Origin of the sequence: Paenibacillus sp. BC26, from assembly GCF_900116125.1 — a bacterium.
Lineage (GTDB): Bacteria > Bacillota > Bacilli > Paenibacillales > Paenibacillaceae > Paenibacillus_Z > Paenibacillus_Z lignilyticus.
The window spans coordinates 510,674-531,880 of record NZ_FPAD01000001.1 but is presented as its reverse complement, the minus strand read 5'-3'; the positions used below and the strand labels follow the sequence as shown (position 1 = coordinate 531,880).

Genomic DNA, 21,207 nt, shown 5'->3' with positions numbered 1-21,207 from the left:
TGTGTCCCGATAATAAGCAGGGTTAAGAGGCAGCTAACGCCCCTTAACCCTATCGACTATTATTTATGTTCTGCCCAGTACTTCTCTGCCTTCTTCTCGATGTTGTTCAGGACATCCATGTATTGGTCCGGATTGAGCATAAAGCGAATGAATTCACTTGCGCCGTACTCGGACAGCTCGGATGGCGTTGCTTCCCAGTAACGCGTGATGGCCGTGTAGTTGCCTTTGGAAATGTTGTCTACAAGCGCCTTGATCGTTGGGCTGCTTGCTTCTACATCCTTACGAGTAGGCACGCCGCCGAACACCTTGAGCAGCTTCTCGTTGGTATCTTTTTTCGTTAAGGAAATGGCAGCTTTAATGGCGTCATCGCGATTTTTAGCATTTTGCGATACCAAGAACGGCGTGATCTCGGAGATGACGGTATTGCCGGCTTCCGGCTTAATGGCAGGCATGATGAACGAGCCATATCCTTCTTCAGGCTTCATACCTACGCCGTTCAGGAAGCTCTCGTACCAAGTACCAACCAGGTACATGCCGATTTCGCCTTTTACGAATGCCTGTGGAATTTCGGCATCCATCGTCATCGGTTTGGAGAAGTAGCCTTTGTCGTACATCGATTTCCACAGCTCCATCACTTCAACCATTTCAGGATCCGTGTATTTCGCTTGGCCGATTACAAGTTTATTGTAGAAATCAGGATAGGAATGAATGAGCAGATCCTCGAACCAGATAAAACCGTTCCAAGTATCTTTAATTGAAGTACCGAATGGCGTAATGTTCTTTGCTTTCAGCGTATCGCTGATCTTCATCAATTCGTCCCATGTTGTCGGCGGCGTTAAGCCATTATCTGCGAATACCTTCTTGTTGTAGAAGATCGTCCAGTAATGAGCGGAAGCCGGAATTCCGTAAACTTTGCCATCGACCGTCAACGGTCCTGCGAGTGAAGGCAGAATGCCATTGCCGTCCGCGCTAAGTTCTTTCCATTGCTCCGTCATATCGGCCAGGTTGCCGCTGTCCGCGAGCTCTTTTAATTTATAGCCGTTCCACCATTTGAACAGATCAGGCGCCTCTTGGGTTGTAAAACCAATACGCACGGCGGTTTGATAAGCCGTGGTGTCCGTGTATGGAACACCTTCAAAGGTTACGTTATCGGAAGTTTGAACGATAGGGTTGATTTCTTTTATGTAATCGGTGAGTGGCGCGAAATCATAATAGAATTGCGCTTTAATCGGATTAGCCTCTTCGGCTGCCGGTGCATTATTCGTCGTATTGTTTGTAGCTGCAGCTGTATTATTTTCTGTCGCTGCCGTATTGTTCGACCCGGAATTATTGTTGCTTGAGCAACCCGCTACGACAAGCGACAAGCTTGACAGCGCTACCAAACTACTGAGCAACACATTTTTCTTCTTCATTCTTTGGTTCCCCCCATTTGTTTTGACTGGACCATGAATTGTCTACTGCTTCATTGTATAGGGGGAACGGTATGGTTCCCATCTAGGAAATATAGATTATCTTGGAGTATTTATAGTTCTGTATTCTTGAGGAGATGCGCCGCAATATTTCTTGAACAGCGTGGAGAAATAAGCGGCATCGTTATAACCGACCAATTCCGCGATCTGATAGGTTTTCAAATCGGTGTGGAGCAATTGCTTCTTCGCTTCGCCCATTCGCACTTCGGTTAAGTATTCAATGATGCTTTTCCCCGTCTTCTTCTTGAACATCACACTTAAATAAGCCGAATTCATGTAAATATATTCCGAGATTGAAGTGAGTGTAATATTCTCGCTATAATGCTCCCGAATGTATTTCATCACTTGCTCCGACGTCCGGTTCTCGATTTTCCCCTTCTTGCTGTCCGAGCTGATCTCCTTCAGCACCTTGATCAGAGGATTCATTCTCGCATAGAAGGAATCCGCCGACTCCATGATGCCGAATTCTCCGCCCAGATCATACTCCTGATCGCCAAGCTCCTTGACGAAATGCCGCAGCAAGGAATGGAATACAATGATGACTTCTTTCTCCATTGCAGCAATAGCATCGAGCGTCAATTCCGCTTGCTTCAGCCCTTCGTACCATTGTTTCAGCCGCTCGATGACGGTGTCGGCTTGTTCAAGATCGAACAGCTCTGCCAGTTGGTCCATATAGGGCTTTATAGCGTGGTTCGTATTTCGGCTTGCGTGCGAATAGAAGTGGATGACATGACTGTCGGAGATGAGACGGACCTTCAGAACCCGCGTCGCTTCTCGATAACCGTTTGATAGCTGTCGCAGGTCATGCGTATCGGATATGCCAATTGAAACCGTGATTTTCAAGAGTTCTCTGCTTTTCGACACAATCTGGCTGCACAACGCATACATCTGTTCTTCGTCCATAGCGCCTTCATACAGCACGACCAGCACCTCCTGCTCGTCATAATAGCAAGGGGCATAACCTGTTAGTTCCTCTACGATGTTGTGGAGGGCATATTTCATTAAGGTCCAATCGCTTTTGCCATATTTACTCTTTGTCTCCAGCTTCTCTTCAATTTGAATGGCAAATAGCGAGTAAACGGACGCCTTCAGACGAATGCCGATATTCTCAGCTTCGGTTAGGATGGTTTCTACCTGCTGTACCTTGTCGAGCTGCATAAACGTTCTCAGAAATTCATGCCGAATGAGATACTGATTCTGATTCAATATCCCCTTCAGCTTCACTTCTTCGAGCATTTTCTTCTGCATGACCGTGAACTCGACCTCTATCTTCCCCAGCAGCTCCCGAAGATCGTGGTACATGATCGGCTTTAAAATATAATCCTTACAGTTCAATTGCAGCGCTCGCTTCGCATACTCAAAATCATCGTAGCCGCTCAGCACGATGGAACGAATCGCGGGGTTCGTTTGCATGACTTCCTCCAAGAGCTGAAGCCCGTCCTTCTTGGGCATGCGAATGTCCGTAATAATGAGATCGACACCGATATGCGAAAGCTGCTCCAATGCTTCCTCCCCATTGCCGGCCACTGCAACGACCGAGCCGTTCAAGCCCATCCGCCCTATCATCTTCACAAGCCCCTCGCGGAGCAGATCTTCATCTTCAACGATCATGATTCTCATTGCGCAGCCTCCTAGGGATTTCAATATAAAACGAAGTTCCTATGCCTTCTTTGCTTTCCAATGTAAATTCGAAATCCCCTTCGTACGAAAGCGCGATGCGATTATACACATTTTGCAAACCGATACCGCCTGACTGATCCTCATATTCCCTCAGCTTCACCATGGTTGCATCGACCGTTTGCTGATCCATCCCTACGCCGGAATCCTTGACTGAAATAAACAGCCTGCTGTCTCCGGATTCCGTTAGCTTCTCTCCCACATGAATGTTGACCAGACCTTCTTTTCCCTTCGGGACAATGCCATGGATAATCGCATTCTCCACGATAGGCTGAATCAATAGTCGAATGACCAGCCAATTATTAACGCTTTCGTCGATTTGCAGGTCGAACTGGATGAGCGGGAAACGGAATTGCATAATTCGAATATAGGTCCGAATATAGTCGCATTCTTGCCTAACCTCGACCCACTCCTCCTGGCTGCCGATCGAGTAGCGCAGCAGTTTACCGAGCAGGGAGGACATGTCCGAAATTTTATAGTTCTCATCCAGCTCCGCCTGCATCGTGATCGCGCTTAAGGTGTTGTAGAGAAAATGGGGATTGATCTGCGATTGCAGCGCCTCGATTTCCGATTTCTTGCGCCTTCGCTCCGTGTCTGTAACCGTATCGATGAGATTATGTATTCTTCGAACCATGAGATTAAAGCTGTTGGATATCATGCCGATTTCATCCTTGCGCTTGAAGCTGATCGTATCGATAATGAAGTTTGTTTTCGAAGCCTGCTGCATAATCTTGCTCAATTTCCAGAGCGGCCGCGTAATGCGATAACTGAGCAGATAGACGATGACCATGGTTAATAGGATGAAGACGATATTAGCGAGCAAAATCCATTTGCGAAGCTGATCCACTTTCTGAAACAAGAGATGCTCCGGTACCATGCCGACAAGCTTCCAGCCGGTTAATGCCGAATCATAGCTGACATGGAATTGCTGCTCTCGGTTGTCCCAATCCATCCGCTCGCCGGTTCTTTTCCCGTTGAGATCGAAGATGACGCGATCCGTTTTGTCCAGGATCAATAAATCACCCTCCTGCAGGAAGTTCTCGTTGTCCTCCTGCGTAAGGAAATTCAATTGAAAAGCGAGCTGAATCGTTGCCGTAACGTGAAAGGTATTCGGGTTAATAATCGTTCGCGTGACGGAGAAGACCGTTTCCCCATCCGCTAACTTAACAGGCGGCCAAACGAGGCTGCCCCCGTTCAGTTCGCTTGTGCGATCTATCCAATCTTTATTCGCTTCCACGTAATCCTTGCCCAGATGAAAGCGGTTTCCATTTAAGTCGACAAAATTAACGGCATAGATGTTATCATCCATTTCTCGGAGCATCGACAACCAGCCATTGATCTGTACGCGTTCATCATAGGGATAGCCGTACAGGCCATGCTTATTAAACCGATGCCTCTCGAAAATGCTCATTAGCGTGCTATCATACTCCGGGTTTTTGGTGATTCCGGTGACTAGCTGAATATAGCTATCCATCGTTCGCCCCGAGTTATTCGTAATGCCTTTGAGCCATGTAATGGCATCTTTCTGCATCTGTGTTTTTATGGTAGAGAAGGTAAGGTAATTGATGAGGACCGACGGCAGCAGCACGGTCAAGAGGATAACGAGCATTAGCCGATGCTGGAAGGAAAGGGGTTTCCGAATCATGATCGTCTCCTTAATTAGACAAATTTCGCGTTAATTCAAGTATGCTTGAAATTTGAAGAAAGTAAATATCTGTTTTGAGCGGGAACGCGAAAAAACCGCTCCATTTCCAACTTGGAAATGAAGCGGCAGCCTTGAACTAATTTACGCCGAGAACGGTAAAACCATAAGCAGGCAGTGTTACCGTATAGCTGGAAGACGTAATAGCAGCTGCTCCTCCTCCGTTTAAGAGGTCAATCGGAGTCTGTGAGGTGCCGATATCCGTGTTCGCCAGATTTACAGTAATCGTCTGCGAGGAGTTTTGGTAGTTTAAGATAACCAGCGCTTTACTGGTGCCAGTCTTGTTCGTACGTTTGAACGCGTAATACTTGTTATTATCATTCGTATTCAGCTTCACCCTTGCACCATTCGGAGACAGCGCCTTATAGCTGTTCTGCGCCTTGATCAACTTGCTTAACATCGCCTGATCGGCGGCCGGCCAGGTCGGAATGATCGATGTCGTCGGATCAATCGTATGCTGCCCGTTATGCAGGTAGAAGAACGTGCCCATCGTTGTTAAAGTTGCAATCTCAAGTAGGCGTTTGGTCGATGAGACACCGGCGATTTCCCAGCTTGGCGGCGTTTGCGTAATGCCATTCACCGCATTGATCGCATCGCGGTTGTTTTTCAAGATACCGTCTATCGCATTCGGATTCTGGTTATTAATGGCTGGAATAATCGTACTGTAACCGGAACCGCCCCAATTGGTAATATCGTAATCCTGCAGCAGGTTATAGTGCCAATCGGTGATCATCTCTTGTCCGCCTGCGCCTTCGGCGTTGCTGGAGATATCATAGTTGCGCAAAATATCCGTAATGCTCGAATTGTTGATCGAAACATTGATGCCGTCATAGACAACGGGAGCGTCCAGGACAATGCCGTCAAAGCCTTTGTCCATCCAGAAACGGAGATACTTTTTCGCTTCATCCCGCCATTCCTGGTTGGCAAAGTTATACGAAGGAATGTTGGAATCCCACTGCGGCGTTGCCGGATTATCGCCCCAATAAGCCCAGTAGTAGGCATTAGCCCTTGCGCTCCATGTCCAGCGCTCATATGGACTCGGTGTAGGGCTGAAGTGGAACCAGTAGCGTTCCTTGCTGTACACATTATTTCGGTAATCGTCAGCCGCTTTCAGGAACATCGCCGCCGTATCGCGAGCATAGCCCGGATTCAGCATGACCACGATACGAATCCCTTTGGCGTGAGCTTGACTAATTAGATTTTCCATTTCCGCCATCGTGCCCAGACTCGAGTCCACACCGTAATTATCCGTCGCTCCAAGTCCTGCCCATACATCCGGTGCCCCCGGATAAGGAGCAACGAGCTCGATTGCCCCGTACCCCTGCGACTTTAACGTATCCAGCTGACTGGTCAAGTAATTGAAGGTCTGATTATAGTATTTCGCGTAATAACGCATAACGCCGGAGGTGCTTTCCCACCATTTCGTCGTGACCGGGGAGCCGAAGCCGAATACTTTCAATTCCCCGCTGCATGCCCAGTGTGCGGCCTGCGAGTATAAGACAGTCAGTTTGATATAACGGTATGTCCCGCTTACATTGGTAACCGAGCTCGTACCGTTAATGCCGGTCCCTGACTTATCCACGAGCATCGTCCAATTCGTCTTATCCGTCGAGCCCTCGATCTTAAACTTCCAACTATCAGCGTCGAAGAAATTCTGTTCCAGCCTGGTCACGAGGCTGTTAACGCCTAAATCGACAATAATCCATTGCGGCATTGTTGCGTCGGAAGCAATCCAGTAGCTGTTTGGATTCCCGTCGACCGCAATCCATGGCTCGTATCCCGGCGCCAAGGAGGATGAAGTAACGGAAGTGCCCACTGCCAGATTACGTTCGAGCGGCGTTCCGAATACTTTGAGTTCCCCGCTGCAAGCCCAGTGACTGTTCTGCGAGAAGGTTACGGTCAATCGGACATAACGATAATTCCCACTTACGTCTTGTCCCAGGAACGTTCCGTTGATCCCGGCTCCCGTCTTATCCGCAAGCATCGTCCAATTCACGTTATCCGTGGACGCTTCAATCTTAAATTTCCAAATATCCGGATCGAAGAAATTCTGCTCCACCCGCTTAAGTGAACTGATACCGCCGAGATCAACGGTCAGCGACTGAGGCATCGCGGCATCCGTCGCAAGCCAGTAGGTGTTGGGGTCGCCATCGACTGCTTTGAAGGTATCCCAGCCCGGCTCCGTTGTGGATGCCGAAGTCGATTTCCCCAGAGCGAGATTGGCGAAGCCATATACCTTGAATTCCGTGCTGCCAGCCCAGAAACCTGAAGCGGAGGAATTGACTGTCAATCGGACATAACGGTATTGTCCGCTCACAGCTTGTTTGAAAGCTTGTCCCGCCGCCGGCGTCGTTCGATCCAGCAGCATCGTCCAGCTTGTATTGTCGAGAGAGCCTTCGATCTTAAAACCGAACGTGTCGAAATCCTTGAAATTCTGCTCCACGGCCGTCACGATGCTGGGGCTGCCCAGGTCTACCTTCAACCACTGCGGCAGACTTCCATTGCCGGCCGCCCAGTAGGTTGACGTATTTCCGTCACCGGCTTTGCCCGGCTCGTATTTGGCTAAGTTCGAGGAAGCGGTGTACGTCTTCCCATCTGATATCACGTACCCTTCATCGGAGCCAATAATCGTAAGCTCTTGGCTGGAGGCCGTATAGCCGGAAGCTGAGCTTAGAACCGTTAGCTTTACGTACCTGAAGGTTCCGTTCACGCCGTCGCTGAAGGTCCTTCCGGAAGCGCTGGTCGACTTGTCCACCAACGTCGCCCAGTTCGTATTGTCGAGGGAACCTTCGATTTTATACTTCCATACGTCGTCATTCGCGAATGTCTGGTCGATCTTGCTTAAGGTATACAGTCCTCCAAGATCAATCTGCAACCACTGAGGCATCGAGGTGCTGCTTGCATTCCAGTATGTAGCAAGGCTTCCGTCTACCGCTTTGCCTGCGGCAAAGGTGGAGCTTTGCGCTGAAGAAGCTGTCGCCGTACCCGTTAACGCCAAGTTGCCATTCGCTGCATGGGCGACATTCATTTTCACCGGTGCAAACAGCGCCATCAGTGTCATCAACATCGCCATAACGGTCATCATAGACATCCATCTGGTTTTGCGATTCATCAACGATTCCCCTTTCAATTTGAAAACGCTTTCTAACAACGCCATTATACTTCAACTCTCCGAATCGGAAGTAGCGAAAATATATTGGATTGTAGTTGAATAATTATGGGGAGTTGGAGATGTAGCTCTCTGGACGAGCTTCTTGCACGAGATTCGCTGCTTTTGCTGATATGTAGACCTTGGTGTGCTTCTTGTGTTGCTCCTAGAGCTACTCTTTGCTGAATTCCACCAATTTCTCGACAGTGTGTTGCTCCCGGAGCTACTCTTTGCTGAATTCCACCACTTTCCCGCTATTGTGTTGCTCTTAGAGCTACTCTTTGCTGAATTCCACCAATTTCTCGACAGTGTGTTGCTCCCGGAGCTACTCTTTGCTCAACTCCACCACGTTTCCGCTGTTGTGCTGCTCCTAGCAGTTAGTTCATCCGTGCATCATCTGTCTACTCCCCAAAAAAAAGGAACCCAGCCCCAAGGCTGCGTTCCCGTTCCAAACCTATTCCTTATAGGGATCGATCGGTTGGATCGTTCCATCTTCGTTGTAATGCAGCTCTGTGAATTTCACGCTGCGTTTATGATCGACTCCGCCGGATAGGGAGGCGTCATGGTAGAATAGGTACCATTTATCTTGAAACTCTACAATGGAGTGGTGCGTCGTCCAGCCGAGAACCGGCGTCAGGATCGTGCCTTTGAAGACAAACGGTCCTTCCGGATTGTCGCTCACGGCGTACACGAGCTTATGCGTGGTTCCTGTGGAATAGGAGAGATAATAAGTGCTATTATACTTGTGCATCCATGGCCCTTCAAAATAGCGGCGATCCTCATCACCTGCCGGAATCGGGTTCCCATCCTCATCGACAATTGCAATTTCTTTCGGCGCTTGTTTGAACGTTAGCATGTCGTCGCTCAGCTCTGCCACTTGAGGGCCAAGAGCCGGAGCGTGCGCGTCCGGTCCGGCGGCTTCAGGCAGGTAGGTGCCGGTCTGCCATTTCTCCAATTGCCCGCCCCAAAGTCCGCCGAAATACATATAAGCTTTGCCATCCTCATTCACGTATACCGCAGGATCGATGCTGAAGCTTCCGGGAATATAGTTCTCCTCTGCTTTGAACGGCCCGCTCGGAGAAGCACTCGTTGCGACGCCAATGCGGAAGATACCATCCTTGTCTCTAGCCGGGAAGAATAAGTAATACAGATTATTGCGATAAGCGGCATCCGGTGCCCACATTTGCTTCGACGCCCAAGGCACGTCTTTCACGTGAAGCGCTTCTCCGTTATCCGCGCAAGCCGACTCCATAGTGTCCATCGACAGCACGTGATAATCTTCCATCGCATACTGATCGCCGTTATCGTTAGTCGGACCGTCATGGTCGATGTCATGCGAAGGATAAATATAAAGCTTCCCTTCAAAGACATGTGCAGAAGGATCTGCCGTGTATATATGCGTAACAATTGGCTCATTAGGTGCGGCAACTCTTGCTTTTGTATTCATCGTAAATGCTCCTTCTCTATTTCGTAATCGCTTTCATTCTATTATAGAAATGTTTTCACCTCTCTTCATTGGGTAAAGTATTGATTTTACTTATAAAACTTTAGAACTTGCAGGCTTCACGAATAAGCATATTGGAGCAAAATACTGATCCCAATGCCAAAAAGCGCACCTACAAACACTTCGATGGGGCGATGGCCAAGCATCTCTTTTAACATCGGATCGACCTTCTCATGCCGCTGCATGGAGAGCTTCTTGGCGATCCGATTCAGGATAGAAGCATGCTCCCCCGCATGTCTGCGAATGCCCGCCGCGTCATACATCGTAATAACCGCAACCATACAGGCGATCGCGAACATACTCGATTCGAACCCCTCCTTGATACCGACTGCAGTCGATAACGCGGTTACTGCCGCAGAATGGGAACTGGGCATTCCGCCAGTGCCGAAAGCGAGCTTGAAGTCCATGGTCCGATGCGTAATCAAATATATGGGAACCTTAATAATTTGTGCGATGATGATGGCCGTCAATCCCGCGACTAATGGGTAATTATGTATAACGCTCATGTATGCCGACTCCTTACTTCGATATGACACCCGAGTAACAGTATAGGCTTTCCTTATTATGTACTTCACATGCATGCAATGCAATGGGATTATTCTTAGGCTAAAATGAGCAAAATACCGTTTTAAGGAACCCTTTCCATTTACGAAATCGATCAGTTCTCTATAGACATGTGTAATAAAAAGGTGTACGCTGGATTTATTAATATCAGATCATAGTACCTGGTACTAAGGAGATGAAGAACATGCTGCAACATCCTTTACGATCACTGGCTTCTATAACTGCTTTCGGCGCTTATGTCCCTGAACGCGTGTTAACGAATCACGACCTGGAACAGATGGTTGAGACAACGGACGAGTGGATTTTCCAGCGTACCGGAATTAAAGAACGACGGATTGCGGCAGACGATCAGTTCTGCAGCGACCTTTGTTTCGGCGCGGTTCGGGACCTGCAGCTCCGCTATGGCGTTGTGCTCGAAGATGTCGATTATATTCTGGTGGCTACGACTACGCCGGATACCTTTTTCCCCAGTATGGCAGCTCGCGTGCAAGCGGAGTTTGGTATTGCTTCGTGCGGAGCGGCAGATATACAGGCGGCTTGCGCTGGTTTTGTCTCGGCATTGCAGCTCGCCAATGGGCTGCTGCTCTCCGGTGCATACCACAAAATCCTCGTTATCGGCGCGGAGACGCTTTCCAAAGCAACGGATTACACAGATCGCTCCACCTGTATTTTGTTCGGCGACGGTGCCGGAGCGATGCTCATAGAACGCAGCGAAGACGGGGCCTTCCTCGCTTCATATAACAATACCAAAGGCAATGACGGCCAGCATCTCTACCGATCCTCGCTAGCTTCTGCCATTGATGGCGTGCCGATTCAGACGAACGGTATGATCGTTCAGAACGGGCGCGAAGTGTATCGGTGGGCGGTAACGACCGTGCCAAAAGGCATTCAAACGTTGATGGACCAGAACAGCCTGACGCTGGAGGATATCAACTGGTTCGTGCCGCACAGCGCCAATATGCGGATCGTTGAATCGGTCTGCGAGCGAACCGGCATTCCGCTGGAACATACGCTGACCAGTATGGCACAATACGGCAATACTTCGGCTGCGTCGATTCCCCTTGCTCTCGATCTTGCGATCAAAGACGATCGGATCAAAACCGGCGATATTGTCTTGCTTTACGGCTTTGGCGGCGGCTTGACGGAGTCCGCATTGCTGCTTCGCTGGACGCTATAAGAGTAGGCTGACAGCCCTTTGCCATAATGTACATGGCGGGGCTGTTTTGTTTTATTTTGTCGAATGGGGGCAAAGGAAGTATACTAGTAGAAATACGAGTATAAGTTTAAGAGAAAGTGTAGGTAGCCCGCTTATGAATGATCTGAAACAGGCTTATGAGCTGCTTGGCCTGCCGGAAGGCGCAGCGAAGGAAGATGTGGAGAAACGTTATTTTATTCTGATCCGCCGTGACCGTGTAACAAAGCAACGTGAAGCATCCGAGCATACCGAAGAGCAAAGTATCAGTCTGGACGAGATTAACCGGGCGTACAAGCTGATCCTGGAGATGGAAGATCAGAAGACGACGGAACAGTTTAATCAAGCGAATTACGGAAAATATAAGGCGATGGGGCCTTTCGTTCAGAAAACGGAGCATTTCATTAATTACTATAAGTTTCATGTTCTTGGTGTAATCGCTGTCATTCTTATTATTATTTTCGGTACGCGCGCTTATATCGATCATCGCCATGAGATGGCTGAACTCGCGAAGCTTCCGCCTGTTGATGTCAGCGTTTCCTTCTTTGGCGAATATTTTAGCGAAGACGGCACTTATCCGATGTCCGATCTTAAGCCGCTCGAGAACCGATTCCTTTCGCAGTTCCCGGATTGGAAGCGCGTCACCGTGTTCTTCACGTACGTGCCTTCCCAAATGAACAGCCAGCAGGACTCCGCCATGATTCAGAAAAGCATGATCGATCTCATGATGAACAAAGCCGATGTCTACATCATGGATCGGGATAATTTCATCAAGCTCGCTCAAGACGGCTCGTTGCTCCCGCTTGACGGAGAGAATCAAAGCAAGCTGGGACCGGGCTACAAGCCGGAGCTGGCTTTGAAAACCGTGACGGAAGACGTGCCGGAACAACATGTGTACGGCGTCGATATCTCGGGCAGCCCGCTGATGGAAGGACTTCCGGTCATCGGCAAAGAGTACATTGCCGGCATCCGAATCAACGGCGAGAAACGCGACAACGCGCTCAAGTTTATCGCGAATTATTTGCAGCCTGCCGCTGCGAAGGAATGATGGGAAGGGCCGTACCTGGGTCAACGTTGTTGACTTGGGGTACGGCCCTTTTTGTTGTTGCTTGGCGCGTAGATGCGGAGGTACTGTAAGGCGGCATACGCATGTGAAACCGACCAACTTACGCTTCATAAGCGGAATAGGCGCTTACAGCGCGCGAAACCGACCAACTGATACTCCATAAGCGGAATAGGCGCTTATTGTACCCACGCCGACAATAATTCAAGTTAGTTTTCGTGCTGAGAGTCGCTTTTCGCGACTCTCAGCACCATTTCAGCGGATTTCTGCAACTGAGAGTCGGATTCGGCGACTCTCAGCTCTCACCAACGCCGCTATTAGGCTAGTTTCCCTGCTGAGAGTCGGTTTTTACGACTCTCAGCACCATTTCGGCGGATTTCTGCAACTGAGAGTCGGATTCGGCGACTCTCAGCTCTCACCAACGCCGCTATTAGGCTAGTTTCCCTGCTGAGAGTCGGGTTTAACGACTCTCAGCTCCCGCCCGCAGCACCAGATGCTTCAAGCCCGTGTAGCGATCACGCAGCTTGTGCGCTTCCTGCATCGCTTCGGCGATGAGCGCCTCGGACAGGCCGATCTCGTCCGGATCGGCAGGTCCGCCGGCTGCGCGGAGCCAGTCCCGCAGCTGATCGGCATGCGGGAGCGCGCCGTAGATGGCGGGGTACTCCACCGCCAACTGCTCGCGGTACAGATCGGCGAGCAGCACCGACGCTACGCCGACTTTGGCCCCATGCAGCAGCTGTCTGCGACCTTCGCGAATGTACGCCATCTCAAAGTGATGCGACAAATGATGCTCGCCCCCGGAAGCCGGGCGGGAATGACCTACAAGCAGCATCGACCAGCCGGACAGCAGCAGCGCCTCCATCAGCACGCCAACGCCCGTGAGCGAACCTGTCGCGATCTCATTCACATTCTCGATGCACTTCATGAGCGCTTGCTCGGTGAGCTCATAAGCCAGCGGGCAGAACGGCTCGCCAGCCAGCTCATGCGAGAAGCGCCAATCGGCAAGCGACGTAAACTTGCCGAGCATGTCGGCGAAGCCCGCTGCCGTCAGACGCTGCGGTGCAGCGGCAAGGACATCCAGATCCGCGAAGACGGCGCATGGAGCAACTGCCGGAACCGTTATTTTCACGCCATCGACAATGATCGGCGCGCCAACGGAGGTAAACCCATCCACTGACGCCGCTGTTGGAACCGACACGAAATCGCGCCCCGTCTGATAACACACGAACCGCACGATATCATGGATCGTGCCTGAACCAACGGCTAGAATCGCCTGCACATGAGGCGGTGTTTCCAGCATCAATTGCACAATGGTCCGCTCATCCGCAATCACATCCCCTTGGACATTCGGCTTCAGCACGCAAACCCGATAGGCCGCCCCTGCTTCCTTCAGATGCGCAGCAAGCGCTTGTCCCGCTGCTTCCCACGTATTCGCATCGACGACAAGTACAACCTCGCCATATCCTCGCTCTCGCACAAAAGGAGCCACTTGCCGCAAAGCGCCCGAATCCAGCACACCTTCCATCACGATCGGGGCAAACACAACCCCTTCCGATTTCACGTTGGCTGCCGCGTTTACTTCATCTAAGGCCAATTGGATATTCATACTCACCGTTCCTCTCGCATTCATTCCTGCATCTGCCTTGAAACTTCGTCCTCTTCAGTATACATCGTTGCATGCCAAACGCACCAAAAGGTTCTCGATGAGCAACAATACCCACACGCGCCTCTACTCTTCCACATATTGTAATCATAAGTGTTTGCTAGATGGGGAGGTTCGCAAGTAATGAAGCTGCTGTTCACGTATTTTATTCCTAGCGGCGGGATCGAAACGCTGAATCGGCTGCGTTATCATGCGCTTCGCGCGGTCGGCATCGAGGCGCACGCACTCTATTTGTGGGATGGCGCTGGTAGGCAGAATATGATAGGTATTCCTCATTATATAACCAACAGTAATGAGGAAATTCAAGCGATTCTGGCTGCACAACAGTTTGATGCCATTATTGTAACCTGTGACCATCTGATGCTGGAGCGCCTATACGGACTTGGTTACCGAGGTACCATGATCTATGAAGCGCAAGGACTTGGCACGAAAGAGCAGGCGCTGGCTACGTTCGCTTTTGCCTCGGGGTACATTCGCACTTATGCCAGAGCGGCCATCAGTCCGCCAACCTCGCATCTAATGGGGCTTTTTCAAACCTACCTTGGCGACCTCCCCCGGTTCTATGTGCAAAATATGATCGATACGAACAGCTTCATCCATCATCATGTGCCTCTATTGAATCCTACCGGTACGCCGATTCTCGGCTGGATCGGGCGTCTGGAGCACAACAAAAACTGGCCGCTTTACTTGTCCATCAGCGGTGAATTGGTCAAGCAACGACCGAATGTGCAGCTATGGATGTTTGAGGATGCTACGATTTCGGAGCCCGGCGAGCGGGAGAAATTCTATGCCAAACTGTATGAACTCAATCTGCAGAACAATATTACGATACGCTCCAACATGCCGCACAGCCACATGCCCCATTACTTATCCGCAATCGGAGATTCCGGCGGCATGCTGCTTTCCACCTCCACTACCGAAGGCTTTGGTTATGCTGTCGCTGAAGCGATGAGCTGCCGCTGTCCCGTGCTTTCCACCGATTCCGACGGCGTCCGCTGCTTCATTATGCACAATCAGACAGGAAAGTTTTTCACAAGCCATACCCTAGAAGAGGCTGTTCACGAAGCAAAGGATCTGATGGACAACAGGCCGCTCAGGGAGCTTATCATCGGGAACGCTCAGGACCATGTCCAAACTGCCTTCTCCCCAAACCGATATGTGGCTGATTTGATCAATATCTTTATTGCACTCCGGTTAATGCTGCATGCCTGATCCGCAAAAATGGTTTTCTGCCTAAGAACACCTGCTGTGTCTGCATTCGCCCTGTCCCCATATAGTAAGGATAGATATGAAACTGTCGAGGTGAAAGAAAGAACATGCTGCCAAAAGTGTCGATCATCATCCCCTTCTATAACGATCCTTATGTTGATCAAGCCATCGTCAGTGCGCTCTATCAAACCTATCCGAATATCGAAATCATCGTCGTTGATGACGGCTCGACCCGGCATCAGAACATGATAGCCCCCTATCGCAGCCGTATTCATTATCTTGGCAAAAGAAACGGCGGAACGGGCAGTGCGCTGAACTACGGCATTACGATGGCCACCGGTAAATACGTCGCGTGGCTCAGTTCCGACGATCGATTCACACCTGATAAAGTAGAGCGGCAAGTGGCCTATATGGAACAAACGCAGGCGCGCATCTGCCATACCGATTACCATGTCATAAATGAACACGGCACGATAACGGAATATACGGCCGCGGTCAAATATCCATCAGCCAAAGCGTTCATTAACGGCATTCGGCATGGTTGTCCGGTCAACGGATGTACGATTATGATGACCAAAGAGCTGTTCCAGGGTTTAGGAGGCTTTAACGAGGGTCTGCCATATACCCATGACTACGACATGTGGATCCGCGTATTGCTTTCTCGAGTTGATTTTCATTATCTCAATGAGCCGCTTACGTTGTACCGCCGCCATTCCCAGATGGGAACCGTCCGAAACTTCAATACGGTCATGCACGAAGCCAACGGTGTCAATGCCAAATACGCTCATTTGCTCGATCAATTGCTCGTCACGCTGCCCGGTTAACGGATTTCGCGCAAAAAGAGAATGCCTGCTGATCCTGTTGTCAGCGCCTGGGCATTCTCTTTTTTTTGACGGTCTCCTACTTACCAAGCGCGATTCGTCCAACCATTCTGTCTTTCCTCACGGAAGCGCTGCACCCACTGCTCGGCAATGTCATCTGCAATCGGATCGAAATGTGGAGGAGCAACAACAACACCTTCCGTTGCAATGCCGAGATAGGTCAGGATCTCCAGTACGGTTCCCTCGTAATTCCGGATAAAATCCTCATAAACGATGGTCATCGGGGTGATTCCGCCTTCAACGAAGAACTCTTCCATCGCTGCTTCGCGCAGAACCGATTCCGCTACCAAGTGATTAATCGCATCGAAGTTAAATTCGTTGGAAATATCGACATCGCTAGGTTTTTCCCCATGCCCGCGGTGCCATTCATCCGATACGATCGCACGCCACCAGGATACGGCAAGGCGCACTTTGTTCCGCCTTGTCATGTAGATATATTTGCAGTTTGGAAAAGCGCTCTCCCACACTGCCGGCCGCGGTACATCGTCTGCCAGATTATAGGCTTTCCTGAAACACGTCATCCACTTGTCGAATTGAGGGAAGCAAATGGAATCTTTGAGGCCGAAAACACCGTTTGGGGTGGTCCCTTCCTTCAGCTTCTGCTCGATCTCTTGCAGTCCTGTCGTATCGGGATCGTTAAAATGCATCCATTCTCTGGGGACTCCGGCTACTCCTGTCGATTCCAGTGCTTTTGCTAGCAGAGTACTTCCGGTTCGTTGGGAGAAAAAGATCGTATACGATTGAGTTGGTTTCATAAACGTTTCCTGCTTTCGTGATAGATTATTTGTAGGGATGAAGTAATTTGCACGCAAAAAAGCCGCAGATGAACGAATGTCCATCTACGGCTTCAGGCAGCACGAGTACGCAGCTGGGGCTGCGCGTCCGATAAGGCCAAGCGTTTATGATGAATGTTCATGACAGGGTGCATGGCAGCTGGGCCGGCAACACAAACAGACCGCTGACGAGCAGCTGTACGTTCGCGTGTGGTAGCTATCATGCCTATTCAGATATCGATTAACCGATAACTGCTGTCAAGAACTGGGTCATCTTTGCACGCTCCATCCTCTTCCAAATTTATCTCAGTGTAATCTCTGTTTGATGTGACCGTCAAGAAAAATTTTACTTATCAAGAAACTAAACCCAACGAAGAGGATTCTGTCTGCCGGAACTGCTATGATAGAGTGGACGGACTATTTTACACTAGGCAGGTTTCCTATGAATTCAACTCAGCTTGATCTTGTTCCCTATATACGCTCTGCGTCGAATGCCATACGCAAGCCCTTCATCCTCGGCGAGCGCACCTTGCTGGACTACGCGATTCTTTATGTGCAAGAAGGAACGATGCGCGTGACCCTTACTCGTGAGAAGAAGGTGTATACGATAACAAACGGGCAGTTCTGCATGCTGCAGCCCGGTGATCTTCATATTCTCGAGGGGACTACGGATACCATTTCCCCTTATGTCCACATGGACCTGTTCTATAACCCGCATCGCGAACGCAGCTTCGTGACGATGCCCGGTCAAATTCAATTGGCGGGGCAAGAGGAGCTGATGCAGCCGCGGATTTCCGAATTGGAGGGCTTTAAGCAGGTACCGTTCCTCTTCACTCCCAAAAATAAATCGGCGTTCGTCGAAACGATGCTTGCGCTCATCGAAGCTTGGAATGACGGAGCTTGCGGCCTGCATAATCGCATGAAGGCGCATGGTGCTGCCTTGCAATTGATTTTTCAGCTGCTTGAGCCTTATGTCGAGGAGGAGCGGGCGCCGAACAAGAGCCATTCGCTGCTCGGCTGGGTCACATCCTATTTTGCGCTGCATATTTCTGAGCCGCTGCGTGTAGCCGACATGGCCAAAAGGGCGAACCTATCCGTGCCGCGCTTCAACGTCGTATTCCGCGAGACATTCGGCGTTTCGCCCTATCACTATTTTCTAACGCTCCGGCTCAAGCACGCGAAGGAGCTGCTTCGCACCAGCATGCTGACTATGCACGAAATCGCCGATTATTGCGGCTTTACGGACAATCACCATTTTGCCAATACGTTCAAGCGCACGACGGGACTAACTCCCGGCCAATACCGGGCCGGGATGAACGAGAGCGAGTAGAGTCGGCGGCTAATGTGGGGGCGGGTTAGTGCGTGGCGCATGGAGATGCGCCACGAAGAAACAGCAAAAGAGAGGTACTTCGTACCTCTCTTTTGCTGTTTCGACCGTAACTCAGCTCATGTAGATCCCCGGGTACTCTTCTTTCGTGGAATCCACAGGAGTTCAGCTCATGTAGATCCCTGGGAGCTACTCTTGCGCCGAAATCAACTGTTTCCCACCAATGTGTTGCTCCATGAGCTACTCATCCGCCAAATCCATCGATATCCCACCACTGTATTGCCCTCAGAGCTACTCTCGCGCAGAAGTCATCAGTTTCCGACTAATGTGTTACTCCCAGGGCTACTCATCCGCCGAATTCAACTGTTTTCCACCAATGTGCGGCTCCCAGCATCACTTATTCTGCTTTGCTTAATACCACTCGGATCGAGCGATCAGGCGAGAGCACTGCGCTGCCGTTAATTAGGCTAAGCTGTTCTCCGCTGCGCTCGAATTGCAGCTCTTCGTTGCCGAGATGAAGGGCTTGGACTCGGCTTAGGAGTGCTTCGCCCAGCTGCAGGCGCAGCAATGCGAATTCTCCGTAGAGCACGTTGATCTCAAGCGTATCTTCGCCGAGTTTTACCGTTCCCCATGCGCCGTCGAGCGCCCAGAACGCTTGATAATTTTCCGCACTTAATCCCGCCACCGCTCCACCCACAACCTTCGGCTCGAAACCAAGCAGCCCCTGTCCTTTGTGGTAATGGAATCCGCTGTACGCATGCAGCAGCGAATAGCTGGCCATCGAGCGGGCGTAGTTGCTGCCGCATTCGATTTCGTTCCACGGATTACGGCGATTCCCGTCGTAGCGGCGGCGAATGGCTTCGACTATGGATAAGCCTTCCTCGTACAAGCCCTCTTGAATCATGTGCACCGCAGCTTGATATTCGAAGCCGGTCATCGTCTCCGAATTATAAGTAAGCGGAACGGCTGGTTTCAGCCTGCCCTCCGGCCAGGTGCAAATGAGCAATCCACCTTCATCACCAAGTGAATACAACCGCCACGGATTGGCTTCTTTTCTCATCTCGCTCTTGAAGTTATAGCGATAGAGCGATTCCAGCGCTGTTCGTGTCTGCGCCGCATCAAAGATCTCCCCTAGTCCGCACAAGTTAGCATGCCACTGCGCAACAACCTGATCGATGCTGCAGCCTTCGCCGATTTGGTATTTGATCTCGCCTGCCTCTGCATTCCAGTAGGCGTTCTCTACGCCAAACTGCGATTTCCCTTCGGAATAGCGCGTAAGGAGCGACAAATCTTGTAATTGGACCTGCTGCGTATAATATTCTCCGTTGAACAGCTCGCGGTCGGTATATGCTTTTCCACGTTCGAACAGCCCGCGGTAGAGCTCCGCCGTTTCCGGCTCGCCCAGATAATCCGCGATCTCCGCTCCCGCCTTCAATGCGGCCAGATAGAATCCGTTCAGCCATGAATTCGGCCCGAACAGCTCCATATCGAGCGTATGATGCTGCCGCCCTTCGAGTACGCCATCTTGATTGGCATCCCATTTGTCCTCGTTGGAGTCGGACCACGCGAACGAAATCATCGATTTCGCCGCTTCCCAATGGCCTTTCAGCCACTCGTCGTCCCCACTAATCTTCCAATCCCGGTAAAGTTTAATGATCCCGCCGAATTGACCGTCAGCGCATGCGTGAAAATTCGAGCGCTCGCGGCCCACCGGCAGCATAAGCCGGAACTGCATCCGGCCGTCCTCGCGGCGATTATAGGTAAAGTCCAGATCGCGCATGCTGCGCTCCAGCTGCGGGAACAAATACGGCAGCGCGTAAGCGTAATTCCAAACATGCGTACAGGAGCCTTCGCAGCAGCCAACATCCTCGATGCAGCCCTCGAAGCCGTAGAAAGAACCGTCCTCAAGCCGCAGACAGGTAGGCGATTTCAGCACGGATAAATTCGCCGCGACCGCATCCATTACAGCCTGCGGAAGTGTGGATCCATACAGCGCATCACGGAAAAGCCGCGTTTCCCGCTCCAGACGATCCCACTCTGCGAACGCGTATGCGCTGCTGGCGAGCGAGTCTTCGAATCGAACGGCGTAGTGATTTTTCCAGATCGTGCGTTTGCCGTCTTTCTCCGGATTCCAATGGTTGAACATAAACGGGCTGCTCCACGCGAGCATGAACCTCACACTGCGCGACTCGCCTGCCGGAACGTGGATCGAAGCTGCCAACGAAGCCATATCTTGATTGCGGAATTTCTCATCCGGCTCATATTCGCGATTGTTGAAAGGTCCAAATGTAGTGAAGTCCCGCCAAAACATTTCCAGCGAGTCGCACCATCCGCCGCGATACCAGTACAGTTGATAGCTGCCATCCGCTTGATCCGTAGCCATTGTCAGTTCGCCATACTCCGGATTGTCGTGCTTCTCCGTTTGTGTAGCCATATGTATTCGCTTTAAGCCTTTGTCGTTCACATAACGATGTAGACTTGGCGAGGTTTTCATCATATTGGCCGACGATAAGTTGACGGTATAAGTTAACGCCTGCTCGGTCGTATTCGATACGGTAATTGTAAAGAACGCCGCAGGTAAGCTTGAGTCGTCTTCGTTCGAAGGAATAAACGGATTATAAGCGCTCATTCGCACCTGCCCTGGGAACGCCGGATCCTGAAACTCGATATCCGCCATCGGGAACGTACCCGTGAAAACAGTCTTCTCAAAATGCGGCATTCCCCCAAGCGTCCCTGCATGCGGACCGAATCCATATCCGGAATGCAGCGCGCCTCCGCGAACCGGTTCCCCCATATAGGGAGGATGCAGCTCCCCTTGTAAAATCCGAGCGTCAAGCACGCGCTCGCCGTCCTCCGCTTTGATTGCAAAATGGCTCAGCGCATTCATGCTGCGCTTGTTAGGCCGATTGAGAATCTCCCAATCCATCAATCTACCATTGCCTGCTACGCCGATGCAGCCTGTACCAATGCCGCCAATCGGAAATGAAATCGCATTCAGTCGTTCGTCCTCATATACAAATGAATTCACTATTATC

General features: G+C 50.6%; 14 protein-coding genes. 5 read left to right on the top strand and 9 right to left on the bottom strand.

Annotation, left to right across the window (positions count from 1 at the left end; translation table 11 throughout):
• Window positions 1–59 precede the first annotated feature (59 nt).
• From BM412_RS02235 to BM412_RS02210, 6 genes are all read right to left on the bottom strand, one after another.
• The gene (locus BM412_RS02235; RefSeq protein ID WP_091213323.1) at window positions 60–1,412 is read right to left on the bottom strand and encodes an ABC transporter substrate-binding protein; all 1,353 of its coding nucleotides are present in this window, start codon (window positions 1,410–1,412) and stop codon (window positions 60–62) included.
• A 96-nt stretch (window positions 1,413–1,508) separates the two neighbouring features.
• A complete protein-coding gene (locus BM412_RS02230; RefSeq protein WP_091213320.1) occupies window positions 1,509–3,089 on the bottom strand; it encodes a response regulator in 1,581 nt (526 codons plus the stop codon).
• Window positions 3,070–4,791 carry a sensor histidine kinase gene (locus BM412_RS02225; protein ID WP_091213318.1) on the bottom strand — a complete coding sequence of 574 codons (1,722 nt, stop codon included), beginning with the start codon at window positions 4,789–4,791 and terminating at the stop codon, window positions 3,070–3,072. The genes BM412_RS02230 and BM412_RS02225 overlap by 20 nt, the downstream gene beginning before the upstream one ends.
• A 136-nt stretch (window positions 4,792–4,927) precedes the next feature.
• The gene (locus BM412_RS02220; RefSeq protein WP_177245617.1) at window positions 4,928–7,960 is read right to left on the bottom strand and encodes a discoidin domain-containing protein; all 3,033 of its coding nucleotides are present in this window, start codon (window positions 7,958–7,960) and stop codon (window positions 4,928–4,930) included.
• A 490-nt stretch (window positions 7,961–8,450) separates the two neighbouring features.
• Entirely contained in the window at window positions 8,451–9,443 is a 993-nt protein-coding gene (locus BM412_RS02215; RefSeq protein WP_091213314.1) for a glycoside hydrolase family 43 protein, read from the bottom strand.
• Window positions 9,444–9,559: 116 nt separating this feature from the next.
• Window positions 9,560–10,006 carry a divergent PAP2 family protein gene (locus tag BM412_RS02210; protein WP_091213311.1) on the bottom strand — a complete coding sequence of 149 codons (447 nt, stop codon included), beginning with the start codon at window positions 10,004–10,006 and terminating at the stop codon, window positions 9,560–9,562.
• A 242-nt stretch (window positions 10,007–10,248) separates the two neighbouring features.
• Here BM412_RS02210 and BM412_RS02205 point away from each other — a divergent pair, with 242 nt between their 5' ends.
• Both BM412_RS02205 and BM412_RS02200 read left to right on the top strand, forming a co-directional pair.
• Window positions 10,249–11,241, top strand: a complete 993-nt coding sequence (locus BM412_RS02205; protein WP_091213309.1) for a ketoacyl-ACP synthase III — start codon at window positions 10,249–10,251, stop codon at window positions 11,239–11,241.
• Between the two features lie 133 nt (window positions 11,242–11,374).
• Window positions 11,375–12,304: a hypothetical protein gene (locus BM412_RS02200; RefSeq protein ID WP_091213307.1), complete on the top strand. Its 930-nt coding sequence runs from the start codon at window positions 11,375–11,377 to the stop codon at window positions 12,302–12,304.
• Between the two features lie 475 nt (window positions 12,305–12,779).
• On the opposite strand, the gene BM412_RS02195 is transcribed toward BM412_RS02200, so the two are convergent.
• Entirely contained in the window at window positions 12,780–13,925 is a 1,146-nt protein-coding gene (locus BM412_RS02195; protein ID WP_091213304.1) for a sn-glycerol-1-phosphate dehydrogenase, read from the bottom strand.
• A gap of 180 nt (window positions 13,926–14,105) precedes the next feature.
• On the opposite strand from BM412_RS02195, the gene BM412_RS02190 reads away from it, so the two are divergent.
• Together BM412_RS02190 and BM412_RS02185 are read left to right on the top strand one after the other, a co-directional pair.
• Window positions 14,106–15,194, top strand: a complete 1,089-nt coding sequence (locus tag BM412_RS02190) for a glycosyltransferase family 4 protein (RefSeq protein ID WP_091213302.1) — start codon at window positions 14,106–14,108, stop codon at window positions 15,192–15,194.
• Between the two features lie 104 nt (window positions 15,195–15,298).
• Window positions 15,299–16,015 (top strand): glycosyltransferase, encoded by a 717-nt coding sequence (locus BM412_RS02185; RefSeq protein WP_091213299.1) that lies wholly within the window; start codon window positions 15,299–15,301, stop codon window positions 16,013–16,015.
• An 80-nt stretch (window positions 16,016–16,095) separates the two neighbouring features.
• Here BM412_RS02185 and BM412_RS02180 read toward each other — a convergent pair whose 3' ends face one another.
• Window positions 16,096–16,827 carry a Stf0 family sulfotransferase gene (locus BM412_RS02180; RefSeq protein WP_091213297.1) on the bottom strand — a complete coding sequence of 244 codons (732 nt, stop codon included), beginning with the start codon at window positions 16,825–16,827 and terminating at the stop codon, window positions 16,096–16,098.
• Between the two features lie 460 nt (window positions 16,828–17,287).
• On the opposite strand from BM412_RS02180, the gene BM412_RS02175 reads away from it, so the two are divergent.
• Entirely contained in the window at window positions 17,288–18,175 is an 888-nt protein-coding gene (locus BM412_RS02175; RefSeq protein ID WP_177245616.1) for a helix-turn-helix domain-containing protein, read from the top strand.
• Window positions 18,176–18,569: 394 nt separating this feature from the next.
• Here BM412_RS02175 and BM412_RS02170 read toward each other — a convergent pair whose 3' ends face one another.
• Window positions 18,570–21,200 (bottom strand): GH116 family glycosyl-hydrolase, encoded by a 2,631-nt coding sequence (locus BM412_RS02170; protein ID WP_091213290.1) that lies wholly within the window; start codon window positions 21,198–21,200, stop codon window positions 18,570–18,572.
• Window positions 21,201–21,207 lie beyond the last annotated feature (7 nt).

Bases quoted from the DNA above. Each gene is read 5' to 3' on its own strand.
- BM412_RS02195 (WP_091213304.1), bottom strand. From the start codon at position 13,925: ATGAATATCCAATTGGCCTTAGATGAAGTAAACGCGGCAGCCAACGTG.
- BM412_RS02220 (WP_177245617.1), bottom strand. From the start codon at position 7,960: ATGAATCGCAAAACCAGATGGATGTCTATGATGACCGTTATGGCGATG.
- BM412_RS02175 (WP_177245616.1), top strand. From the start codon at position 17,288: ATGAATTCAACTCAGCTTGATCTTGTTCCCTATATACGCTCTGCGTCG.
- BM412_RS02235 (WP_091213323.1), bottom strand. From the start codon at position 1,412: ATGAAGAAGAAAAATGTGTTGCTCAGTAGTTTGGTAGCGCTGTCAAGC.
- BM412_RS02210 (WP_091213311.1), bottom strand. From the start codon at position 10,006: ATGAGCGTTATACATAATTACCCATTAGTCGCGGGATTGACGGCCATC.
- BM412_RS02215 (WP_091213314.1), bottom strand. From the start codon at position 9,443: ATGAATACAAAAGCAAGAGTTGCCGCACCTAATGAGCCAATTGTTACG.
- BM412_RS02205 (WP_091213309.1), top strand. From the start codon at position 10,249: ATGCTGCAACATCCTTTACGATCACTGGCTTCTATAACTGCTTTCGGC.
- BM412_RS02225 (WP_091213318.1), bottom strand. From the start codon at position 4,791: ATGATTCGGAAACCCCTTTCCTTCCAGCATCGGCTAATGCTCGTTATC.
- BM412_RS02200 (WP_091213307.1), top strand. From the start codon at position 11,375: ATGAATGATCTGAAACAGGCTTATGAGCTGCTTGGCCTGCCGGAAGGC.
- BM412_RS02185 (WP_091213299.1), top strand. From the start codon at position 15,299: ATGCTGCCAAAAGTGTCGATCATCATCCCCTTCTATAACGATCCTTAT.
- BM412_RS02180 (WP_091213297.1), bottom strand. From the start codon at position 16,827: ATGAAACCAACTCAATCGTATACGATCTTTTTCTCCCAACGAACCGGA.
- BM412_RS02190 (WP_091213302.1), top strand. From the start codon at position 14,106: ATGAAGCTGCTGTTCACGTATTTTATTCCTAGCGGCGGGATCGAAACG.
- BM412_RS02230 (WP_091213320.1), bottom strand. From the start codon at position 3,089: ATGAGAATCATGATCGTTGAAGATGAAGATCTGCTCCGCGAGGGGCTT.